We start from the raw sequence: 18,332 nt of genomic DNA on the forward strand, positions 1-18,332 counted from the left end.
TCCACAGTCGCACTGCATGAATACGCAGCCTTCCTAAGTATTAAAAAGTCTCGCCTTACTCTCCCGGGGGAAAGACTTGTTTTCACTACTGCCAAACCATGAAAAAGCTGCCCGCGCCACCTGCGGACAACTTCTCATAAAAGGTTATTTTTTATTTTTCTTTTTCCACTATAAACGTGCGTCCGGGTTCCTGACTGACGATGTTTTCTTTCATCAATTTTCCAAGCGCCCGCTTAAAAGCGGCTTTGCTTAATCCGAAAGCAGCCTGTATTTCTTCCGGCGTTGACTTATCGGTAAAAGGCATGGCCCCGCCTCTTTTCTCAAGCACCTGGAGTACTTTGTCAGCGTCTTTCCCCTGAGCTACAACCCTTTCATCCCGCAGTGTAACATTTATTGTCCCGTCTTCTTTCACATCGATAACTCTTCCTTCAATAAGCTGTCCGAGCCGCGGCAGAAAATCAGCTTCACTTTCATGGATAAAACCGCGGATGCCGTCTTCCGTAATTAAAGCCGTTCCGGCATCTTTATGACTGTACACATTCCCTTTGACTGTCTCCCCGTAGAGACTCTTATCCGCCGGTTCTTTTTCTTCTGCGATAACCGTTTCCTGAACGGGGACAGCTTTCAGCCGCCCTTTGCGGTCATGATCGAGCGTTGCAAACAAACGGTCTCCCCTTACCGGCCACAAGTCCCTGTTTTCAGGAAGATCGTCTTTTGAAACAAGAATGTCTTTAGGAAGACCGATGTCTACAAACACCCCTGCATCTATCCCCGACACGACATATACCCATCCATAGGATGAAACTGTCACTTCCGGAAGTGCTGTTGAAGCAGTGAGTTTACCTTGTTTATCTTCATAAATAAAAACCTCAGCTGTCCTTCCGGGTGCTTCCTCCACATTTTCTGCCGGAAGGAGTATATGTTCTCCTTTATACTCCAGTACGATTCCTTTTCTCGTCTGTTTAAAAAAATTGGCTGTAACAATCTGTCCACTGATAGGTGCCTGATCCATAATATTCTTCCTCCTGTAATTACCTGCTTCTGCGTGTATAAAATCATATGCCGGGCTTATCCCTCATACGCTCAAGCAGTATTGTCAATAAATTTAAAAAACCCTATCAATGAATATATCACTGATAAGGTCTGGATTGAAATTAAATAAGCAGATTAAAAAGATCTTCATCTTTGTTAATTTCTATATAAGCAAAACCTTTTTTGTCCATTCTGTCAATAAGCGCGTGATAATCTTCCTGGTATTTCAGCTCAATTCCGCACAGTACCGGTCCTTTATCCCGATTATTTTTTTTCGTATACTCAAACCTTGTGATGTCATCATCCGGCCCAAGAACGTCGATTAAAAATTCCCGGAGTGCACCGGCACGCTGTGGGAAATTGACGATGAAGTAATGTTTCAGTCCCTGGTATATCATCGACCGTTCCTTTACCTCCTGCATCCGGTCAATGTCATTGTTTCCACCACTGACTACGCACACGACCGTCTTCCCTTTAATCTGATCTTTGTAATCATCAAGCGCGGCCACCGAAAGGGCCCCCGCCGGTTCAGCGACAATCGCATTTTCGTTGTAAAGGTTCAGCATGGTGGAACAGAGATGACCTTCATCCATCAGCACAATATCGTCGACCACGTTTTTAGCAATTTCATAGCTTGTATACCCGACTTTTTTAACTGCCGCTCCATCAACAAATTTGTTGATTTTAGGCAGGGAAGTTACTTCACCGTGATCGAAGGACGTCTTCATTCCGGGAGCTCCTGCCGGTTCCACGCCAATCATCTTTGTAGAAGGAGAAATTTCTTTAAAATAGGAACCGACTCCCGAGATGAGTCCGCCGCCTCCGATACTCATAAAGACGTGGGATACCGGCACATCAATATCCTCCAGTATCTCCATTCCAACGGTCCCCTGTCCGGCGATCGTACGGACGTCGTCGAACGGGTGAATAAATGTCATGCCTTCCTCATTACAAAGTGTCATCGCTTCATGGAACGCATCATCAAACGTATCACCTGTTAAAACAACTTCCACAAAAGGCTCTCCGAAAAACTCCACCCGGGATACTTTTTGACGGGGAGTCGTCGAAGGCATGTATATTCTTCCCCGGACCCCTAGCGCTTTACAGGAATAGGCGACTCCCTGGGCATGGTTACCGGCACTTGCACACACAACCCCTTTCTGGAGATCCTGTTCGGACAGCCCCTGCATCAGATTGTATGCACCACGCAGCTTGAATGATCGAACCACCTGAAGATCCTCCCGCTTCAAATAAACGTCCGCTTCATACTTTTCTGACAGGATAGCATCCTTTTGAAGTGGTGTTTTAACGACGACATCTTTCAGAGCCTGGTGGGCAAGCAGAATATCTTTTACCTGAACTCCTTGCTTTGTTGTCTCTTCCATCTGCAAAATCTCCTCTTATTTCGAATATTATGACTAATAGTAACACAGGTTGCACGGCCTGAAAACAGCGGATACACAACATTCCATATTGTAAGCGCTCTTATTTAATTAACAAAACAATTCCCCTTCAATTATGCCTGTATACCATTGAAAAAAGAAAAGACACAGACCCTTTAATAAAGGGTTCCGTGTCTTTTCTGGGCAAGCTTCGTATAAACATCCTTTAGGGACAGACAATTTTCCTCCTCAAATTTTTCCGTACACATCTTCCATAATTCTGCAGCAGCCTTCGCATCTTCCAGGGCATGATGCCTTTCGGCCAGTGGAATGTTAAAATGACCGCAGCATTCCTCCAGCGTATGCAGTGGTTTATCGGGAGACAAAAGAGCTGCCATGTAGGATGTATCAAGAAGACGGTAATTAAATTTCATCCGGAACAGGTCCCACAGAATCTTTTCCATAAAACGGCGTTCATGGGAGGCATGGTGTGCCGCCAGCGTACGGCCTTCGATAAAATACAAAAAGTCCTTCAATACGTGCTCTGCGGAAGGTGCCTCCTTCAGCTGTTCTCCGGTTATCCCTGTCAGTTCCGTAATATGTGCGGGGGGAGGTTTATCGGAATAGATTAAGGAATAAAACTCTTCTGTTTTACCGCGATTTATCGTCACAGCGCCAATAGATAAAATGGTGTCTCCTTTTCCGGGAGAAAAACCCGTAGTTTCCAAATCGAAAGCTGCAACCGGCAGTTCCGTGAGAGGAAGAGTCAGATGCTCCATCTGTTTCCGGTCGCGCTGAAGTCTTCTTGCGTAGGCGATCGCTTCGGCATCCCTCCTTCCTTTAGCCGGGTAAGTACTTCCCCCAAGCTGCTGCTTCCAAAGGTCGATCAGTCTCATTGCTGCCTCTTCCTTTCCAGATGCCGGTAATAGGAGTGGATGTTTTCCATCAGCCGGCTCCCTTCGTTCATCCACTCCTTTACTTTCCGCTTCTCTCCACGGTCCAGCGACGGCGCGTGAACGAGATGAACTTCTTCGTAAAATTTCTTCGTTCTGCACTTCTTGTGACGGAAGGCCAGAGCGTCCTGGAAAGACGGAGCAGCGGGCTGCATAGATGGAAAAGTATAACCGAGCTCTTCCATCCTCTCCAGCGTGCTGACAGCAGTAATCCCCTCCAGGACCGCTCCAGTTCTCGCACTGTTTACATAAGGGAAAAGCACCGTTTCTTTAAAATCGAAATAGCCGTGCTGATCAGTAAGAATCTGACCAAATATATTTTTTCTGCGCATCCGGAAAGAAGTGTTGGAAAGAATTCGCTCCCTCGTTTCGGGATCTTCACGAAGCAGCTGAAATAAAGCTTCTTTGATTTCACGGATCCCCTGACCGCTTCCGGTAAGCGGACGGGCGTCAAATAAAATTAGCGCATGGCGAACTCCTTCCCACGTTCCTTCCCTGACCCAGTCCAGCACCTGCTCCTTCATGCTGTCCACCGTCCTGCACCACCTCGGTTCGGAAGCCATGACCCGGCCTTCACAGAGGCTGTAGCCGTTTTCCGTAAGGCCGGCTGTAATTCTCCGTCCAAGCTCAAGAAAATACTTTGTATCTTCTTCCGTCCCATCGTGCAGGAGCGCATGATCCTGATCGCTGAGGATGCTCTGTTCCCTCCGTCCGGCACTTCCCATAAGAAGAAAAGAAAAACGGGCGGGCAGAAGCCCATACCCGCTTTCCATACTGACTATGGCATCTTTAACGACACCGCGCATTACTTCATCGTGTCTCTCATTCAGCTCCCGGACGGTCAGGAAATCCTCCTTTATGTTTTTTTCGGCTGTTATCATGCGCCGTGCTTCTCTCTTGATTCTGTTTTTTCCGCAAGGTTCTCCGGATAACCGTAGCTTCCGTGTTCACTCATATCCAGTCCAATAAGTTCTTCTTCCTCCGATACTCTAATGCCTCCAAGTACTTTATCCAGCACTTTAAGGATGATGAACGAAACCGCAAAAGCATAAAGAGCGGAAACTGCCACCCCTGTAAACTGAACACCGAGCTGCGTAACACCTCCACCATAGAAAAGCCCGGGAAGACCGCCATTCATTTCGGCCAGGGCCGGTGTAGCAAAAAATCCTGTCGAAAGTGTACCCCAGATACCGGCCACCCCGTGGACAGACAAAGCAAAAATCGGATCATCAATGCGCTGCTTCTGGAAAAACACCATACTGAAGTGTACAATAAGTCCGGCTGTCGCCCCGATCACTACTGCAGCCCATGGAGCTACAAAAGCTGTCGACGCTGTAATAGCAACCAGACCGGCCAGCGCACCGTTGAGCATAGTAGGAATATCGTTTTTCCCGGTAAAAGCGGAGACGACCACCATAGCCGCTACAGCACCGGCTGCTGCCGCAAGCTGTGTTGTCAGGGCCACATATCCGAAAAATGCCCCTTCTGCTCCAAGTGTGGAACCCCCGTTAAATCCGAACCAGCCCACCCAGAGAATCAGTACGCCAAGAGCGGTATAAACCTGGTTATGTCCGGCAAGATCATTCGCCGTACCATCTTTATTAAATTTTCCAATTCTCGGTTTTAATATAATAGTCGCAGCCAGCGCTGCCATCGCACCAGTAAGATGGACCACGGTAGAACCGGCAAAATCCTGCTTGCCGAGTCCGGCGAGCCAGCCGTCTCCCCAAATCCAGTGTGCTACTACCGGATAAATGACAGCCGAAAATGCAACAGCAAAAATAATATAAACAGATAATTTCGCTCTTTCAGCAAAGCCCCCGAAAGCAATAGTTAATGCAATCGCTGCAAACGCCAGCTGAAAAATAAAATCAACGGATCCTGCAAGGCCGTCTACCGCAGAAGTGAAATCTCCATAGAAAAAGTCAGATAAGCCGATAAAGAGATTACCTTCCCCGTAAATGAAACCGTACCCTACAGCCCAGAAAACGAGGGAAGCTATTCCTACAGTGAAAATCGTTTTCCCGGCAATGTGTCCGGCATTTTTCATCCGGGTGGATCCTGCTTCAAGAAGAATAAATCCTCCCTGCATAAGCAGTACTAAAATAAAAGCTACGATGACCCAGACGTTGTTCAGTAAAAACATGTCCTCCATGTTTTTATTCCCCCTTTTTTTGTTATGGCTGTCAGCAAATGTACCAGCAGCTATGACCCTTAGTATACCGGCGGAATATTCTGACACAACGAATTTGTCAGAAAATTTAACAGACTATTTTCCGTACAATACCTTCGTAAATCACTTTGAACATAAGGACTTACTCTTAAAATTGTGCTGTTTGCGCCAAAAAAAGAAGCTTTTTTTTACGATTAAAAAAAGCTTCTTTCAATCAGAGAAAGAATATTCACCGGACGCTGAATCAGCTGTATTTTTTCTTTAATATCACCTGTTCCATATATCCGGTACCGAGAAGCACCCCGGTCACAATAAAGATAAAACCGATAATCTGGCTGCTGTAAATCGTTTCCCCGAGCAGAAAATATGATCCGAGAAGTGCAAAAAAAGGCACAAAGTTATTAAAAAGGGCACTCTGACCCGGACCGATTTTCTGAATCGCAGCATTGAAAAGCAGATGGCCCATGCCGGTGGCAAGAATCGCTGACCCGAAAAATACACTCAGTACGAGAACACTATAACCGGCAAACCCTCCAAATGATGGTTCAATATAAAAGCTTAACATCAAAAGACTGACTGATCCGATCAGCAGCATAAGCGCTGTAAGCCAGCGCGGCGACACAGTGACAGAAGCCTGCTTAATCAGAATAAAGGAAACAGCCTGAGACAGCATAGATAAGAAAACAAACAAATCTCCTCTTGAGGCAGAGGAAACGCCTTCCTCCGGATTCAGTATAATGAAAACTATTCCGAGAAACCCGAGTATGATTCCGGCGAACCGCCACCTTGTCAACGGATCCCCGAGAAAAATAACTGCCAGCAGGGCGGTTGTTAACGGAATAAGACCCAGTATGAGAGAACCGTTCGCAGCAGTAGTTTCTGTCAGACCGACAGCCAGAAAGGCATGGTGGCCGACCTGGCCGAACAACGCCGCAGAAACAATGATTTTCCACTCCCGGCGGGACAGGCGGCTCGTTTCTTTTAATAGAAGTACCGCCGCCATTGCTGCGATACCTGCCACTCCAATCCTCAAGCCCTGCATCTGTACCGGCTCCATGTGCTCGACGAGAAACTTGACAGCTACGACGTTCAGTCCCCATATAAACATAACAAGAAGTAACAGCAGGTATGTAAACGTTTTATTCACTATTAATTCCCTCTCTTTCCTTTACTGCAGTACTTTGAAATACCGCATCACTCTATGTGACAAATAATTTTTATGGTATGTTAGGAATTACGACACGCCGGGCGTGCGTACAAACAATAATCACTTTTAAATCCTGCTTATGAAAAAGGGCTCCTCAGCCGCCTGCTGCACAGCCTTTAGAAAGGAGGCGCCGGATTGATCAAGGAAATATTTATGCTTAGAAGCATCGGCTGTCTCAGTATTGTACTGCTGCACAGCATACATATCGGTATTGAAACTATGACTATACGGGAAATGGGGGAAATTTACGCCCTGTTTTTTGATTCCATACAGATGATACTATACTATGGAACCCCGATGTTTATCTTTATTTCTGAATTCCTGATCGCATATTCCTACCGCAACCGGGAACTTCCTTCTCACTTTTTAACCAAAAGAATGCGGTTTATTTTAGTTCCGTTCGTATGTATGGGTGTTTTTTATGCTCTCCCGTTTTTCGCTGAAGGACTGCAGGCCGGGGTCGCTAAAATGGCTATGAATGTTCTCCTGGGGGATTACCACGGTTATTTTATTCTAATCATATTCCAGTTCTATCTATTTCATTTCTTATTTCACCGGAAGCTGAAGAAATGGAAACCATGGGTCGTACTTACTATTACGTTTATCATTAATGCCGGGTACCTCGGATTTTTTAATTTCACTTCCCCACCAGAAAACTTGCCGGCCGGCTCGTACATATGGGACCGCTTTTACTGGGTGCCCATGTTCGGTTGGGTTTTTTATTTTTCCGTGGGGTATTATGCAGGAACATACTATGAAAAATTCTCCCGTTTTATTGTCCAGTGGCGCTACGTGTTTATTCTCGGACCGGTCGTTACGAGCATTATGCTTTTATACTTTTACCATTCCGGCATCCTGCAGGTACACAGTTCGAAAAGAACAGATATTATGATACATACAGTAATGTGCAGTTTTTTCCTGTTTTATATTACTGCCGAAATGAAAAAGCTTCCTGCTTTTTTAGAATATATCAGCCGGTTTTCTTTCGGGATATTCCTGCTCCATTACTTTTATATTTTTCTGTTCGATTTCTTTTTTCAGATAAACCCGCTGCCGATCGGCTTTGGATACATTATCCTTCTCTTCGTATTTAGTTTGACTGCTTCTATCTTAACCATTCTGCTTGTGAACCGCTGGAAATACGGGTATATGGTCATCGGTCAGATCGGTGCACCTTATAAACCTCCCAAAAAACCTGCCCCGGACCGCATATAGCGGATCCGGGGCGGGTTCTTTAATCTTCCCTTATTTTGGAGTCAATTACAAACTGAAGCAGCTGGAGCCGCTGCAGATCGTTAACTGCACTCCTTGTAAACTGAAATGCAAGACGGTTGGAATCCACCCGGTGCACAAAAACGAGGTCCAGCTCAGGGATAATATCTATAGACTGACCGTAGCGGCCGACGGCAGAGTACATTTTCAAATCAGCATACGGGGATTCTGTAGCTGTCCACCATAAATAGCCGTAGTCGAAAATCGTGTTTCCCGGAACTTCCATTTTGGGGGAAGTGCTTTCCTCCACCCACTCCTCCGGGACAATCTGCTCGTTACCCCATACCCCATTCTGTAAATACAGCTGACCAAAACGCGCCATGTCCCTGGCCGAAATACGAAATAAATAGGAAGGGTGTCTGGAACGCCGGTTTTCGTATTTGTACGTCGTATTACCGATGTCAAAATCCTCCATACCAAGCGGCTCGGCTATGCGTTTTTGAAAATGTTCAAACAGATCTTCTTCTGTTTCGTTGTTATAAATCGTACCAAGCACATTAAAATCCCAGTTGTTGTAGTAAAACATTTCCCCGGGAGCATAGTCGCCCCGTGCCGGCCGGGCAAGCCTCATTCCCCAGGATTCCTCACCTGCAGGCAGATATACGCCTGATGAGGAAGTCATAAGGTTCGACAGGGAGGCGCGCCGCTCCCTTGAGGTAAGCGGCGGCTGGTCATCAATGTCATAATCATGAAGTGTATCATCAGTACGAAAAGACCCTTTCTCCATTTCAATACCGTAAAGTGCTGACAAAAAGCTTTTCCGGACGGAGTGGGCATTCGTATTTTTTGTTACGTCCCCCCACGAAAAAAGAACCTTCCCCTCCGACACTACCATTGCAGCGGTGGAATTAAGTGATTCGTAATAAGCTCTGGCCTGATCCAGCGCTTCCGGATTAAAGCCGGCCTCTTCCGGGGAACTGTGATACTCCCACGTTGTTTCTTCCGCCGGCTCCATGGAATAGTACGTATACATAAAAGCTCCCACCAGACATAGTATTATCGTAATTAACACAGTTATCATACGGTTAAACAACACGATCATCCTCTGCGGCATCTCTGTTTCTAACAATATATCAGAAACAGCCTCCCCTTTACCATTCCCCGCTTGACGCTTCTCTAAAAAGCTGATAGCTTTTAACTTACAACTGAATCGTTGCGATGAAAGTGGTGGGCTCACTACCACAGGAGCAGCTTCTGGAGAGACTGCAGCTATGCAGCGCCGAAGGGTTCACAATCTCAGGCACACGGACAGGAGAAAATAATCTAAAGATTTATTTTTCGCTTGTGCTCGGGAATGGTTTCAGAACCAGTCCTTTTTTTTATGCCCGTGTAGGCAGTTATTTTATTTCAGCCTCTGTTAAAGCATTCACAGTTGATGACTGGAGAAAAAATCCGTTTCCATCCGGCAGGCCTGCCAAAGAAAGTCTCATGCTTTTTTTAGGCATGGGAAAAAAAGCCGCCGACACTCCAAAAACAACCTGGAGCTTAATAGAGCCTTTATTTTAAGGAAAGCAGGTGGAAAGATGAAAGAGAAAAAAGCAGTCATCAGCGTTGTAGGTAAAGATCAGGTCGGTATTATTGCCGGTGTCACCACTGTACTTGCAGATAACGATATTAATATACTCGATATTTCCCAGACTATTCTGCAGGATTTTTTTACGATGATGATGCTTGTGGAAATAAAAGATCCGGAAAAAATGGAAAAACTTCAGCTTGACCTGGAGGAAATCAGAAACAGAATGCATTTAAAAATAGACGTGCAGCGGGAGGATCTCTTCCAGACGATGCACCGTATTTAGGAGGAAAAGCTTTGAGTTTAGCATTTCAGGAAATTCAGGAAACGATCCGTATGATTCAGATGGAAAAGCTGGATATCCGGACGGTGACAATGGGAATCAGCTTAAAGGACTGTATGGACCAGAACCCTGCTGTGATGAGAAAGCTCGTTTACGAGAAAATTCTTTCCCACGCAGGCACGCTTGTGCAGGAAGCGGAAATAGTATCAGAAGAGTACGGTATACCGATTGTAAATAAGCGTATTTCCATTACACCTGCTGCCGAACTGCTCGGCACTTCTACGGTGGAAGATGCGGTGGAACTTGCGAAGACACTTGATAAAGCAGCGGCGGCGGCGGATATAGATTTCATCGGGGGTTTTTCTGCTCTTATTCATAAAGGAGCTGCCCGGGGGGACAATGTACTCCTCGATGCCCTCCCGAGGGCACTAAGCGAAACGGCAAGAGTGTGCGGATCCGTATCAGTGGCTACAACGAAAACAGGCATTAACATGGATGGGGTTAAAAAATTGGGTGAAGTCATCAAAGAAGCATCCGAAAGAACGGCTGACAGCAATGGCATCGCCTGTGCCAAATTCGTTGTTTTCTGCAACCCTGCGGAAGATAACCCATTTATGGCCGGTGCTTTCCACGGGACGGGCGAGCAGGAAGTCGTACTGAACGTCGGAGTAAGCGGGCCCGGTGTTGTACTGAATGCTTTAAAACGCTACCCTGATGCCGATCTTGGAGAAGTATCCGAAGTTATTAAGAGAACAGCTTTTAAAATTACCCGGGCCGGCGAACTGATCGGCCGGGAAGTCGCTTCACGCCTCGGCATTGAATTCGGTATCATGGATCTTTCCCTTGCCCCCACCAACGCCATGAATGATTCAGTCGCTGAAATTCTGGAAGAAATTGGACTGGAGCAGGTCGGCACCCACGGAACAATTGCAGCTCTTGCCATGATGAATGATGCGGTAAAAAAAGGCGGAGCGATGGCAAGTTCCTATGTCGGCGGACTTTCCGGGGCCTTTATTCCCGTGTCTGAGGACAACGGGATGATCAAAGGAATTGAAGACGGCTCCCTCAGCCTCTCCAAACTTGAAGCTATGACCTGCGTCTGCTCTGTCGGACTCGATATGATTGCATTGAATGGAGATGCTGAGGCTTCCAGTATTTCCGGACTGATTGCGGATGAAATGGCGATTGGGATGATTAATAAAAAAACAACAGCCGTCCGGGTTATTCCGGTGCCGGGAATGAAAGAAGGAGACATGGCAGAGTTCGGTGGTCTCCTCGGAAGAGCACCTGTTATCAGTCTCAATCCCCGCTCTCCGGAAAAGTTCATCCGGCGGGGCGGCAGAATTCCCGCCCCTCTTCAGGCCCTGATCAACTAACAAAGATTTTATAAATCAAGTGTCTGTTAAACTTCCCTTTTAAAACATTTTTATTCTGCATAAAAACTTATTGAAAATTTAGTGATTTCTATACTATGGTGTTGACATAACGTTTATTCCACTGAATAATAGAAGAAAATCCGCCGGAGATTAGTAGCCTCCCCTCCATCTACAGAGAGCACCGGTCCTCGGGCTGAAAGCCGGTGCAGTCATGCGAAGGGGCAAACCTGCTTCCAGTATTGGCGGACGGCGCACTCCGTTACCAGTGATTTTGAAGCGGACTGTTCATCAGTCAATTAAGGTGGTACCGCGGCGGGCATCTGCTCTTCGTCCTTTATATAAAGGATGAAGAGCTTTTTATATGTTTCAGGAAAGGAAGAATGAAAATGTCAAAAAAACGCTTAGTAGTAAAAATCGGCAGCAGCTCCCTCACGGACCGGGACGGCTCTCTCTCCCCGTTGAAACTGGCAAAATTCTGCGATGCTTTCGCATCCGTCAAAAAAGCCGGTCATGAATTAATAGTTGTCTCTTCAGGCTCCGTAGCTGCCGGGTTTCGTGAAATAGGCTATCCATCCAAACCGCAGACGGTACGTTCCAAACAGGCCGCCGCTGCTGTAGGACAAAGTCTTTTGATGCAGCAGTACCGCTTTTCGCTCCAGCAGTACGGGATAACCCCTGCGCAGATGCTTTTGACAAGACATGATTTTCGAAATGCGGAAAATTATCAGAACATATTTGAATCTCTTACTGAACTGCTGAAAAAAGGAATCCTTCCGATTATTAACGAAAATGATTCTACAGCAGTCGACGAACTGACTTTCGGGGATAACGATATACTCTCTGCCCTTCTCAGCGGAGTCGTGCATGCTGATATGCTCCTGTTAATGACAGATATCGATGGCATTTACGATGACAATCCTTTTCAAAACCCGGAAGCAGAAAAATACGAAAAAATTTATTCGATCGATCATGATCTGCTCGGCCGTGCCGGCGTCTCCTCCTCTACGGTCGGAACCGGGGGCATGCATGCCAAACTTCTCGCTGCAAAAGCTGCCCAGCAGATGGGTACTGCTGTTTACATCAGTACTTTTAAAGAAACAGAACCATTTCAAGATATTGCTTCCTACAAAGGAAAAGGAACGTATATTCTGCCGGCGGATGAAAAACAGATGCGTACAAGCAGGCAGTGGATTGCTTATCACGCTTCCCCCCGGGGATCTCTGAAAGTGGATGCGGGCGCCGCTGAAGCCCTTCTTCATCAAGGAAAAAGCCTTCTGCTCGTTGGAGTCATTTCCATGGAAGGTGCATTTAAAAAGGGAGATGTACTGGATGTTTTTGACGAGCATGGGGAACTCCTCGGAAAAGGAAAGGCTGCCGCGGAGTTCCGGGAGCTGCATGAACATTCTACCTCCAGCGGTTCCTCCCCACTTGTTATCCATCGGGATTTCTGGGTCACGTTAAACCACCGTTATAAGAGAAAGGAAGATAACTATGCAGAATGAAGTATTATCGAAAGCTCAGAAAGCTAAATCTATTTCCTCCACTCTCGCAGGTTTTACTCAGGAGGACCGTTCAGCCCTGCTTTTGACAATAGCAGATAAGCTTAATGAGAATGCGGCTTATATTCTCCAGGAAAACAGCAGGGATGTGGAACAGGCGAAAAAAAATAAAGTATCCGACGCGCTGATCGACCGGCTGCGTCTAAACGAGGAGCGCCTCAAAGCGATTACAGAGGCGGTACGCGACATTGCTTCCCTTCCAGATCCGACAGGAGAAATACTCTGGGAAGAAGACCGGCCAAATGGCCTTCACATTAAACAGGTGCGGGTCCCGATTGGAGTAATAGGAGTAATTTATGAAGCACGCCCGAACGTTACAGTGGATATCTCTTCACTCGCCCTTAAAACCGGCAATACTGTTCTGCTTCGCGGAAGTTCTTCCACCATACATTCGAATAAGGCGATTACTTCCGTCATTCAGAAAGCTTTGGAGACGTCAGGTTTTCCTCCTGAAAGTGTCCAGCTTATCGAAAACACAGACCGGACGCTTACTAAATCACTATTTACTGCCAGAGAATATATTGATGTCATTATTCCGCGCGGTGGGAAAGCTTTGATCGACACGGTCGTCCGCGAATCGGAAGTACCTGTTATTGAAACCGGTGCTGGGAACTGCCATATTTATATCGATGAAAGTGCCGAAGAAAAGCTTGCGCGGACTATTGCTGTCGATGCTAAAGTGCAGAGACCTTCCGTTTGCAACGCGTGCGAAACTTTTCTCATTCATGAAAGCTGGGCCGAGAGCCATCTTACTGCACTTACTGGCGATCTTCTTTCCCACGGTGTCACCTTGAAGGGTGATGCCACCTCGCGTGCTCTGGACAGCCGGATTGAAGCAGCAGAGGATGCGGACTGGGATACTGAATTTTTAGCACTGACTGCAGCTGTGAAAATTGTCTCCGGTGTCCAGGAAGCAGTTTCCCATATTCAAAAACACGGAACGAAGCATTCCGAGGCTGTCTTAACAGAAACACCGGAAGTTGTTGAAGCGTTTTTCAATCAGGTCGATGCAAGTACGCTGTATCACAATGCCTCCACCCGCTTTACTGATGGTTTTGAATTCGGATTTGGTGCTGAAGTCGGTATCAGCACACAAAAACTGCACGCCCGCGGGGCTATGGGACTCCCTGCTCTAACGACTACCAAATACCTTGTCCAGGGGTCCGGACAGACGAAAGGAAACCTGCCTCTTCACGAAAAACATTAAAAATCGTGCAGGATCTTCTCTTTTATGCTATAATGGATAAGATGTAATCCCATAGAAGACAGGAGCGTTTTAACGAATGAGCGTACGAAACGATGTAAGAAATATTGCCATTATTGCCCACGTAGACCACGGTAAAACCACGCTGGTTGATGAACTGCTAAAACAGTCAGGAACTTTCAGTGAACACGAACAAGTAGCAGAGCGCGCGATGGACAATAATGATATTGAAAAAGAACGCGGTATCACGATCCTCGCAAAAAATACAGCTGTAAAATATGAAGACAAGCGGATCAACATTCTCGACACTCCCGGCCACGCGGATTTCGGCGGCGAGGTTGAGCGTATCCTGAAAATGGTGGATGGCGTCCTCCTTGTCGTTGATGCTTTTGAAGGCTGTATGCCGCAGACGCGTTTCGTATTGAAAAAAGCTCTGGAGCAGAAACTTACTCCGGTAGTTGTTGTTAATAAAATCGACCGTCCGATGGCCCGTCCTTCCGAAGTAGTGGACGAAGTGCTTGATCTATTTATAGAGCTTGATGCCGATGAAGATCAGCTGGATTTCCCGGTTGTGTATACGTCTGCAGTGAACGGAACAGCCAGTCTGAAAGATGATGTGCAGGACGACAATATGTCGGTTGTCTTTAAGACAGTCGTAGATAACGTCCCTGCTCCTGAAGACAACTCTACGGAACCGTTCCAGTTCCAGGTGACGATGCTTGATTACAATGACTACCTGGGACGTATTGGTGTAGGAAGAGTCTTCCGCGGCACCGTGAAAAAAGGCGACCAGGCGGTACTTCTTAAAAGAGACGGCACCGAAAAAAACTTCCGCATTACGAAAATGTTCGGCTTTTTCGGCCTGAAGAAGGAAGAAATCAGTGAAGCGCAGCCAGGTGATCTTATTGCCCTTTCAGGAGTCGAGGATATTATGGTCGGTGACACCATCTGCCCTCCTGAGCATCCTGAACCGATGCAGCATGTGCGAATTGATGAACCGACGCTGCAGATGACGTTTCTCGTTAATAACAGCCCGTTTGCAGGACGCGAAGGCGATCACGTAACAAGCCGTAAAATTGAAGCGCGCCTGCTGACACAGGTGGAAACAGATGTCAGTCTGCGTGTAGAACCAACTTCTTCACCGGACGCGTGGACCGTTTCCGGACGCGGGGAGCTCCACCTTTCCATTTTGATTGAAAACCTCCGCCGTGAAGGATTTGAGCTTCAAGTATCCAAACCTGAAGTAATCATCAAGGAAGTTGACGGCGTACAGTGTGAGCCTTTTGAAAGTGTACAGGTGGATGTTCCCGAGGAATACACCGGCTCTGTTATGGAATCACTCGGCGACCGTAAAGGCGAGATGATGAACATGATCAACAAAGGAGACGGCCAGGTACGACTCGAGTTCCTCGTTCCTTCCCGCGGACTGATCGGTTATACGACAGAATTTATGTCCCAGACGAAAGGCTACGGCATACTGAACCATTCCTTTGACAGCTACCGCCCTAGAGCCCAGGGTCACGTCGGCGGCCGACGACAGGGTGTTCTCGTGTCGATGGAAACTGCCAAGGCTACTGGATATGGTATGCTGCAGGTGGAAGACCGCGGTACGCTCTTCGTAGAGCCGGGTACCGATATATACGAAGGAATGATTGTTGGAGAGCATAACCGCGATAATGATCTCACTGTCAATATTACGAAAATGAAAGCTCAGACTAATATCCGCTCTGCAACAAAAGAGCAGACAGTTACTATGAAGCGCCCGCGTGTTCTGACGCTGGAAGAAGCGCTCGAGTATCTTAATGACGATGAATACTGTGAAGTTACACCGGAATCTATTCGACTCCGTAAAAAAATTCTTGATAAAAGCATGCGTGAGCGCGAAGAAAAACGCCGCAAGCTGTCAGCTAAAAATTAATTATACAAAAACGCCGGGAGAGAAATCTCCGGCGTTTTTTTGTATAAGGCTCTGTTAAAGCTCCGGGTTGTTTTTGAAAGTTGCCTGCGGCTCTTTACACCTGCCGCGGAGAAAGCATGCGGCCTACCCGAAAATCTCCTCCACGGCAGGACGGTCAGCGAAGTTTTCTCCAACCGTCAACAGCGAACTTTAACATAGCTTTGTATAAAACTTATTATATAATTATTACAAACGAACTATTCCTTCATAAACTGAATTCCTCCATCGCTGAGGCCGTTTCCTCCTCGAGTACACCTATGTATTTAAGCGTCACGCTGTGCGAGGAATGATTAAAGAGCTCCTGGAGAAAGGATGCATCCCCATACCTTTTATAAAAGTGATATCCAAATGTTTTACGCAGCGTATGAGCGCCAACTTTCTGCAGGCCGGCCTGCTCTGCAGCAGATTTGAGTATTTTATTCGCACGGTCTCTTTGAAGCGGTTTTTTCGTTTTACTGGAGGAGAATAAATATTCCTCATTTTCCATCGAAGCTGTATACGTAAAGATTTTGTTTCGAAGAGATTTATTAAGCGGCACTCTTGTTCCATTCTTCTTCGTAAAAAGCTCTTTTTTTCCTCTGACATCACCCGCTGTTAACTGAAGCATTTCCCCTAAAGCTAAGCCTGTGTTTATTCCAAAATCAAATAAAAATAAATCCCTTGGGGCAGTCAGCATTCTTTTCATCGATTCAATCTGAGCAGTGCTTTTTAAAGGATCTATCGGCCGTGCCCCCATAGCAAGCAGCGCCTGAAAATCAGATTTAAGTTTTTCGGGCCTTCCGCCTGTTTTTTTCAGATGCGAGAGTCTCGCAATTCTGGCTTCGACTTCTTCTTTACCGAGTTTATTTTCGAGACGGCTGTACTCTTCTTCGGAAAGAAAAATTCCTTTCTCTGCCTTCCTGTTTTTGATCATTAGGCTCCTCCCATAATAATACAGAATACTCATTTAGTATTATAAACTCAACATAAGAAGTAATCAAATTTTATCAACAATACTAAATGAGTTCTTAGTATTATATCTCTGTTTCGGTTTTGTTTACCTCTTCTTCAGGTAAAGATAAGCAGGAGGTGTTTTTATTGTGAAGCATATTGTTTTATTTGACGGTATCTGCAACTTATGTGACTGGAGCGTGCAGTTTATAATAAAAAGAGACCCTGGAGCTGAATTCACTTTCGCCTCTCTGCAGAGCAGTAAAGGAAAGGAACTGCGGGAAGCTTTTCACGTTCCTGAAGCTCTCGACAGCGTTGTCTTTATACGTTCTGATGGTCAGGTCTTTACAGAATCAGATGCTGCGCTTGAAATCTGCAGGAAACTCAACGGCCCTGTGAAGCTACTGCAGGTGTTTTATATCTTCCCGCGGCCTGTTAGAAATATGCTCTATAACGCAGCTGCCCGCAGACGCTACCGTATTTTCGGCAAAAAAGAAGCATGCCGTATTCCTTCAAAAGAAGAAGCGGCACGCTTTCTGGATTAAATATTTAATATAGTGTCTTCCTTTCCGTCGGGTTCCGGAAAGATATCCGGGTGAAGCAGGTAAGCTGCTTCTGCCAGTCCGATAAGAAGCCTCGGAGACGGCCTGCAGTAATATGGTTCTTCAAGAATATGAATCTGATCTTCTCTGACTGCTTTCATTTCTGACCAGCCCGGTCTTTTTCTTATTACTTTTGGATTCACTTTATTTTTCCTTACGCCGACCCAGGCAGCCAGAATGTAGTCAGGATCTCTATGCAGCACTTCTTCCCACGTAGTTTGTACGCTTGCCTGATCAACATCATTAAAAATATTTACAGCTCCTGCGAGTTCTCCCATTTCTGTAAGCCAGTTCTTTTTTCCGGGAGTAAATATCGGCTTTGGCCACCATTCCCAGTAGATTCGCTTTTTATATTCCACCCGGCTGGAAAGTGTGTGGTATTTATCAATAAAACGAAGAAAAGCATTCTTTAGCTCCCTGCCTTTTTCCGGACTGCCTGCATCCCGGCATATATTTTCAAGAATATAACCGATATCAGTTAACGTTTCCGGATTTTCCACGATCGTGTATGGAATGTTTCTTTCTTTCATCTGTTCAATGTTTTTCTCCATACCGGGCACACTTAATGAAGCGTACACGAGATCCGGCTTTAAGTCTTCAAGTTTATCCATGTTGATGTCCAGGTCCGGCCCGAGGCGCGGCAGCTGCTGGATGCTTTCAGGCCAGTCGGAAAAATCGTCCACTCCTGCTACGGAGTCAATCAACCCGGCATAAGCCAGCAGTTCTGTATTACTTGGACAGATGGAAATAATTTTCATCATGCAGCCCCCTTATATTATTCGCTGTGTTAAAGCACTGTTGAAGTCCGTAGATTAAGAAGTAGTTCTGCTTAGCAGGAGTCTCAATAAAACCGGTGGCATAGCAGAGGCACCTGCAAAAGGCGTGAAGC

16 protein-coding genes and 1 riboswitch are annotated in these 18,332 nt (G+C 46.3%); of the genes, 7 read left to right on the top strand and 9 right to left on the bottom strand.

Annotation, left to right across the window (positions count from 1 at the left end):
- Window positions 1-151: 151 nt before the first annotated feature.
- From C6Y45_RS05715 to C6Y45_RS05745, 6 genes are all read right to left on the bottom strand, one after another.
- Entirely contained in the window at window positions 152-1,012 is an 861-nt protein-coding gene (locus C6Y45_RS05715) for a CvfB family protein (RefSeq protein WP_107584140.1), read from the bottom strand.
- Window positions 1,013-1,154: 142 nt separating this feature from the next.
- A complete protein-coding gene (gene ilvA / locus C6Y45_RS05720) occupies window positions 1,155-2,423 on the bottom strand; it encodes a threonine ammonia-lyase IlvA (RefSeq protein WP_425427854.1) in 1,269 nt (422 codons plus the stop codon).
- Window positions 2,424-2,590: 167 nt separating this feature from the next.
- A complete protein-coding gene (locus C6Y45_RS05725) occupies window positions 2,591-3,310 on the bottom strand; it encodes an exonuclease domain-containing protein (protein WP_107584144.1) in 720 nt (239 codons plus the stop codon).
- Window positions 3,307-4,248 carry a DUF294 nucleotidyltransferase-like domain-containing protein gene (locus tag C6Y45_RS05730; protein ID WP_107584146.1) on the bottom strand — a complete coding sequence of 314 codons (942 nt, stop codon included), beginning with the start codon at window positions 4,246-4,248 and terminating at the stop codon, window positions 3,307-3,309. Before C6Y45_RS05730 ends, C6Y45_RS05725 begins: the two co-directional genes overlap by 4 nt.
- Window positions 4,245-5,522 carry an ammonium transporter gene (locus C6Y45_RS05735; protein WP_107584148.1) on the bottom strand — a complete coding sequence of 426 codons (1,278 nt, stop codon included), beginning with the start codon at window positions 5,520-5,522 and terminating at the stop codon, window positions 4,245-4,247. The genes C6Y45_RS05730 and C6Y45_RS05735 overlap by 4 nt, the downstream gene beginning before the upstream one ends.
- A 262-nt stretch (window positions 5,523-5,784) precedes the next feature.
- Window positions 5,785-6,687: a DMT family transporter gene (locus C6Y45_RS05745; protein ID WP_107584152.1), complete on the bottom strand. Its 903-nt coding sequence runs from the start codon at window positions 6,685-6,687 to the stop codon at window positions 5,785-5,787.
- 195 nt (window positions 6,688-6,882) lie between these two features.
- Here C6Y45_RS05745 and C6Y45_RS05750 point away from each other — a divergent pair, with 195 nt between their 5' ends.
- On the top strand, window positions 6,883-7,962 hold the full coding sequence (locus C6Y45_RS05750) for an acyltransferase family protein (RefSeq protein ID WP_107584154.1): 1,080 nt from the start codon (window positions 6,883-6,885) through the stop codon (window positions 7,960-7,962).
- A 19-nt stretch (window positions 7,963-7,981) separates the two neighbouring features.
- Here C6Y45_RS05750 and C6Y45_RS05755 read toward each other — a convergent pair whose 3' ends face one another.
- A complete protein-coding gene (locus tag C6Y45_RS05755; protein ID WP_245922585.1) occupies window positions 7,982-9,073 on the bottom strand; it encodes a serine hydrolase domain-containing protein in 1,092 nt (363 codons plus the stop codon).
- Between the two features lie 130 nt (window positions 9,074-9,203).
- A riboswitch (glycine riboswitch) is annotated at window positions 9,204-9,281 on the top strand.
- 261 nt (window positions 9,282-9,542) lie between these two features.
- Between C6Y45_RS05755 and C6Y45_RS05765 the strand changes: the two genes are divergently transcribed.
- From C6Y45_RS05765 to typA, 5 genes are all read left to right on the top strand, one after another.
- On the top strand, window positions 9,543-9,818 hold the full coding sequence (locus C6Y45_RS05765) for an ACT domain-containing protein (RefSeq protein ID WP_107584158.1): 276 nt from the start codon (window positions 9,543-9,545) through the stop codon (window positions 9,816-9,818).
- Window positions 9,819-9,868: 50 nt separating this feature from the next.
- The gene (locus C6Y45_RS05770; protein ID WP_425427857.1) at window positions 9,869-11,191 is read left to right on the top strand and encodes a PFL family protein; all 1,323 of its coding nucleotides are present in this window, start codon (window positions 9,869-9,871) and stop codon (window positions 11,189-11,191) included.
- Between the two features lie 386 nt (window positions 11,192-11,577).
- A complete protein-coding gene (gene proB / locus C6Y45_RS05775; protein WP_107584162.1) occupies window positions 11,578-12,693 on the top strand; it encodes a glutamate 5-kinase in 1,116 nt (371 codons plus the stop codon).
- Window positions 12,683-13,957: a glutamate-5-semialdehyde dehydrogenase gene (locus tag C6Y45_RS05780; RefSeq protein WP_107584164.1), complete on the top strand. Its 1,275-nt coding sequence runs from the start codon at window positions 12,683-12,685 to the stop codon at window positions 13,955-13,957. The genes proB and C6Y45_RS05780 overlap by 11 nt, the downstream gene beginning before the upstream one ends.
- A 76-nt stretch (window positions 13,958-14,033) precedes the next feature.
- Window positions 14,034-15,872 carry a translational GTPase TypA gene (gene typA, locus C6Y45_RS05785; protein WP_107584166.1) on the top strand — a complete coding sequence of 613 codons (1,839 nt, stop codon included), beginning with the start codon at window positions 14,034-14,036 and terminating at the stop codon, window positions 15,870-15,872.
- Between the two features lie 244 nt (window positions 15,873-16,116).
- Here typA and C6Y45_RS05790 read toward each other — a convergent pair whose 3' ends face one another.
- On the bottom strand, window positions 16,117-16,824 hold the full coding sequence (locus C6Y45_RS05790; RefSeq protein WP_160058151.1) for a tyrosine-type recombinase/integrase: 708 nt from the start codon (window positions 16,822-16,824) through the stop codon (window positions 16,117-16,119).
- A gap of 166 nt (window positions 16,825-16,990) precedes the next feature.
- Here C6Y45_RS05790 and C6Y45_RS05795 point away from each other — a divergent pair, with 166 nt between their 5' ends.
- Window positions 16,991-17,386 carry a thiol-disulfide oxidoreductase DCC family protein gene (locus tag C6Y45_RS05795; RefSeq protein ID WP_107584170.1) on the top strand — a complete coding sequence of 132 codons (396 nt, stop codon included), beginning with the start codon at window positions 16,991-16,993 and terminating at the stop codon, window positions 17,384-17,386.
- Here C6Y45_RS05795 and C6Y45_RS05800 read toward each other — a convergent pair.
- Window positions 17,383-18,201 carry a cobalamin-binding protein gene (locus C6Y45_RS05800; protein ID WP_107584172.1) on the bottom strand — a complete coding sequence of 273 codons (819 nt, stop codon included), beginning with the start codon at window positions 18,199-18,201 and terminating at the stop codon, window positions 17,383-17,385. The genes C6Y45_RS05795 and C6Y45_RS05800 overlap by 4 nt on opposite strands.
- Window positions 18,202-18,332 lie beyond the last annotated feature (131 nt).

This window comes from Alkalicoccus saliphilus (genome assembly GCF_003044065.1).
GTDB classification, from domain to species: Bacteria; Bacillota; Bacilli; order Bacillales; family Salisediminibacteriaceae; genus Alkalicoccus; species Alkalicoccus saliphilus.

Excerpts from the sequence above, each read along its gene's own strand:
- C6Y45_RS05735 (WP_107584148.1), bottom strand. The coding sequence starts at position 5,522 with ATGGAGGACATGTTTTTACTGAACAACGTCTGGGTCATCGTAGCTTTT.
- C6Y45_RS05755 (WP_245922585.1), bottom strand. The coding sequence starts at position 9,073 with ATGCCGCAGAGGATGATCGTGTTGTTTAACCGTATGATAACTGTGTTA.
- C6Y45_RS05790 (WP_160058151.1), bottom strand. The coding sequence starts at position 16,824 with ATGATCAAAAACAGGAAGGCAGAGAAAGGAATTTTTCTTTCCGAAGAA.
- C6Y45_RS05725 (WP_107584144.1), bottom strand. The coding sequence starts at position 3,310 with ATGAGACTGATCGACCTTTGGAAGCAGCAGCTTGGGGGAAGTACTTAC.
- typA (WP_107584166.1), top strand. The coding sequence starts at position 14,034 with ATGAGCGTACGAAACGATGTAAGAAATATTGCCATTATTGCCCACGTA.
- C6Y45_RS05715 (WP_107584140.1), bottom strand. The coding sequence starts at position 1,012 with ATGGATCAGGCACCTATCAGTGGACAGATTGTTACAGCCAATTTTTTT.
- C6Y45_RS05770 (WP_425427857.1), top strand. The coding sequence starts at position 9,869 with ATGATTCAGATGGAAAAGCTGGATATCCGGACGGTGACAATGGGAATC.
- C6Y45_RS05800 (WP_107584172.1), bottom strand. The coding sequence starts at position 18,201 with ATGAAAATTATTTCCATCTGTCCAAGTAATACAGAACTGCTGGCTTAT.
- C6Y45_RS05780 (WP_107584164.1), top strand. The coding sequence starts at position 12,683 with ATGCAGAATGAAGTATTATCGAAAGCTCAGAAAGCTAAATCTATTTCC.
- C6Y45_RS05765 (WP_107584158.1), top strand. The coding sequence starts at position 9,543 with ATGAAAGAGAAAAAAGCAGTCATCAGCGTTGTAGGTAAAGATCAGGTC.
- proB (WP_107584162.1), top strand. The coding sequence starts at position 11,578 with ATGTCAAAAAAACGCTTAGTAGTAAAAATCGGCAGCAGCTCCCTCACG.
- C6Y45_RS05730 (WP_107584146.1), bottom strand. The coding sequence starts at position 4,248 with ATGATAACAGCCGAAAAAAACATAAAGGAGGATTTCCTGACCGTCCGG.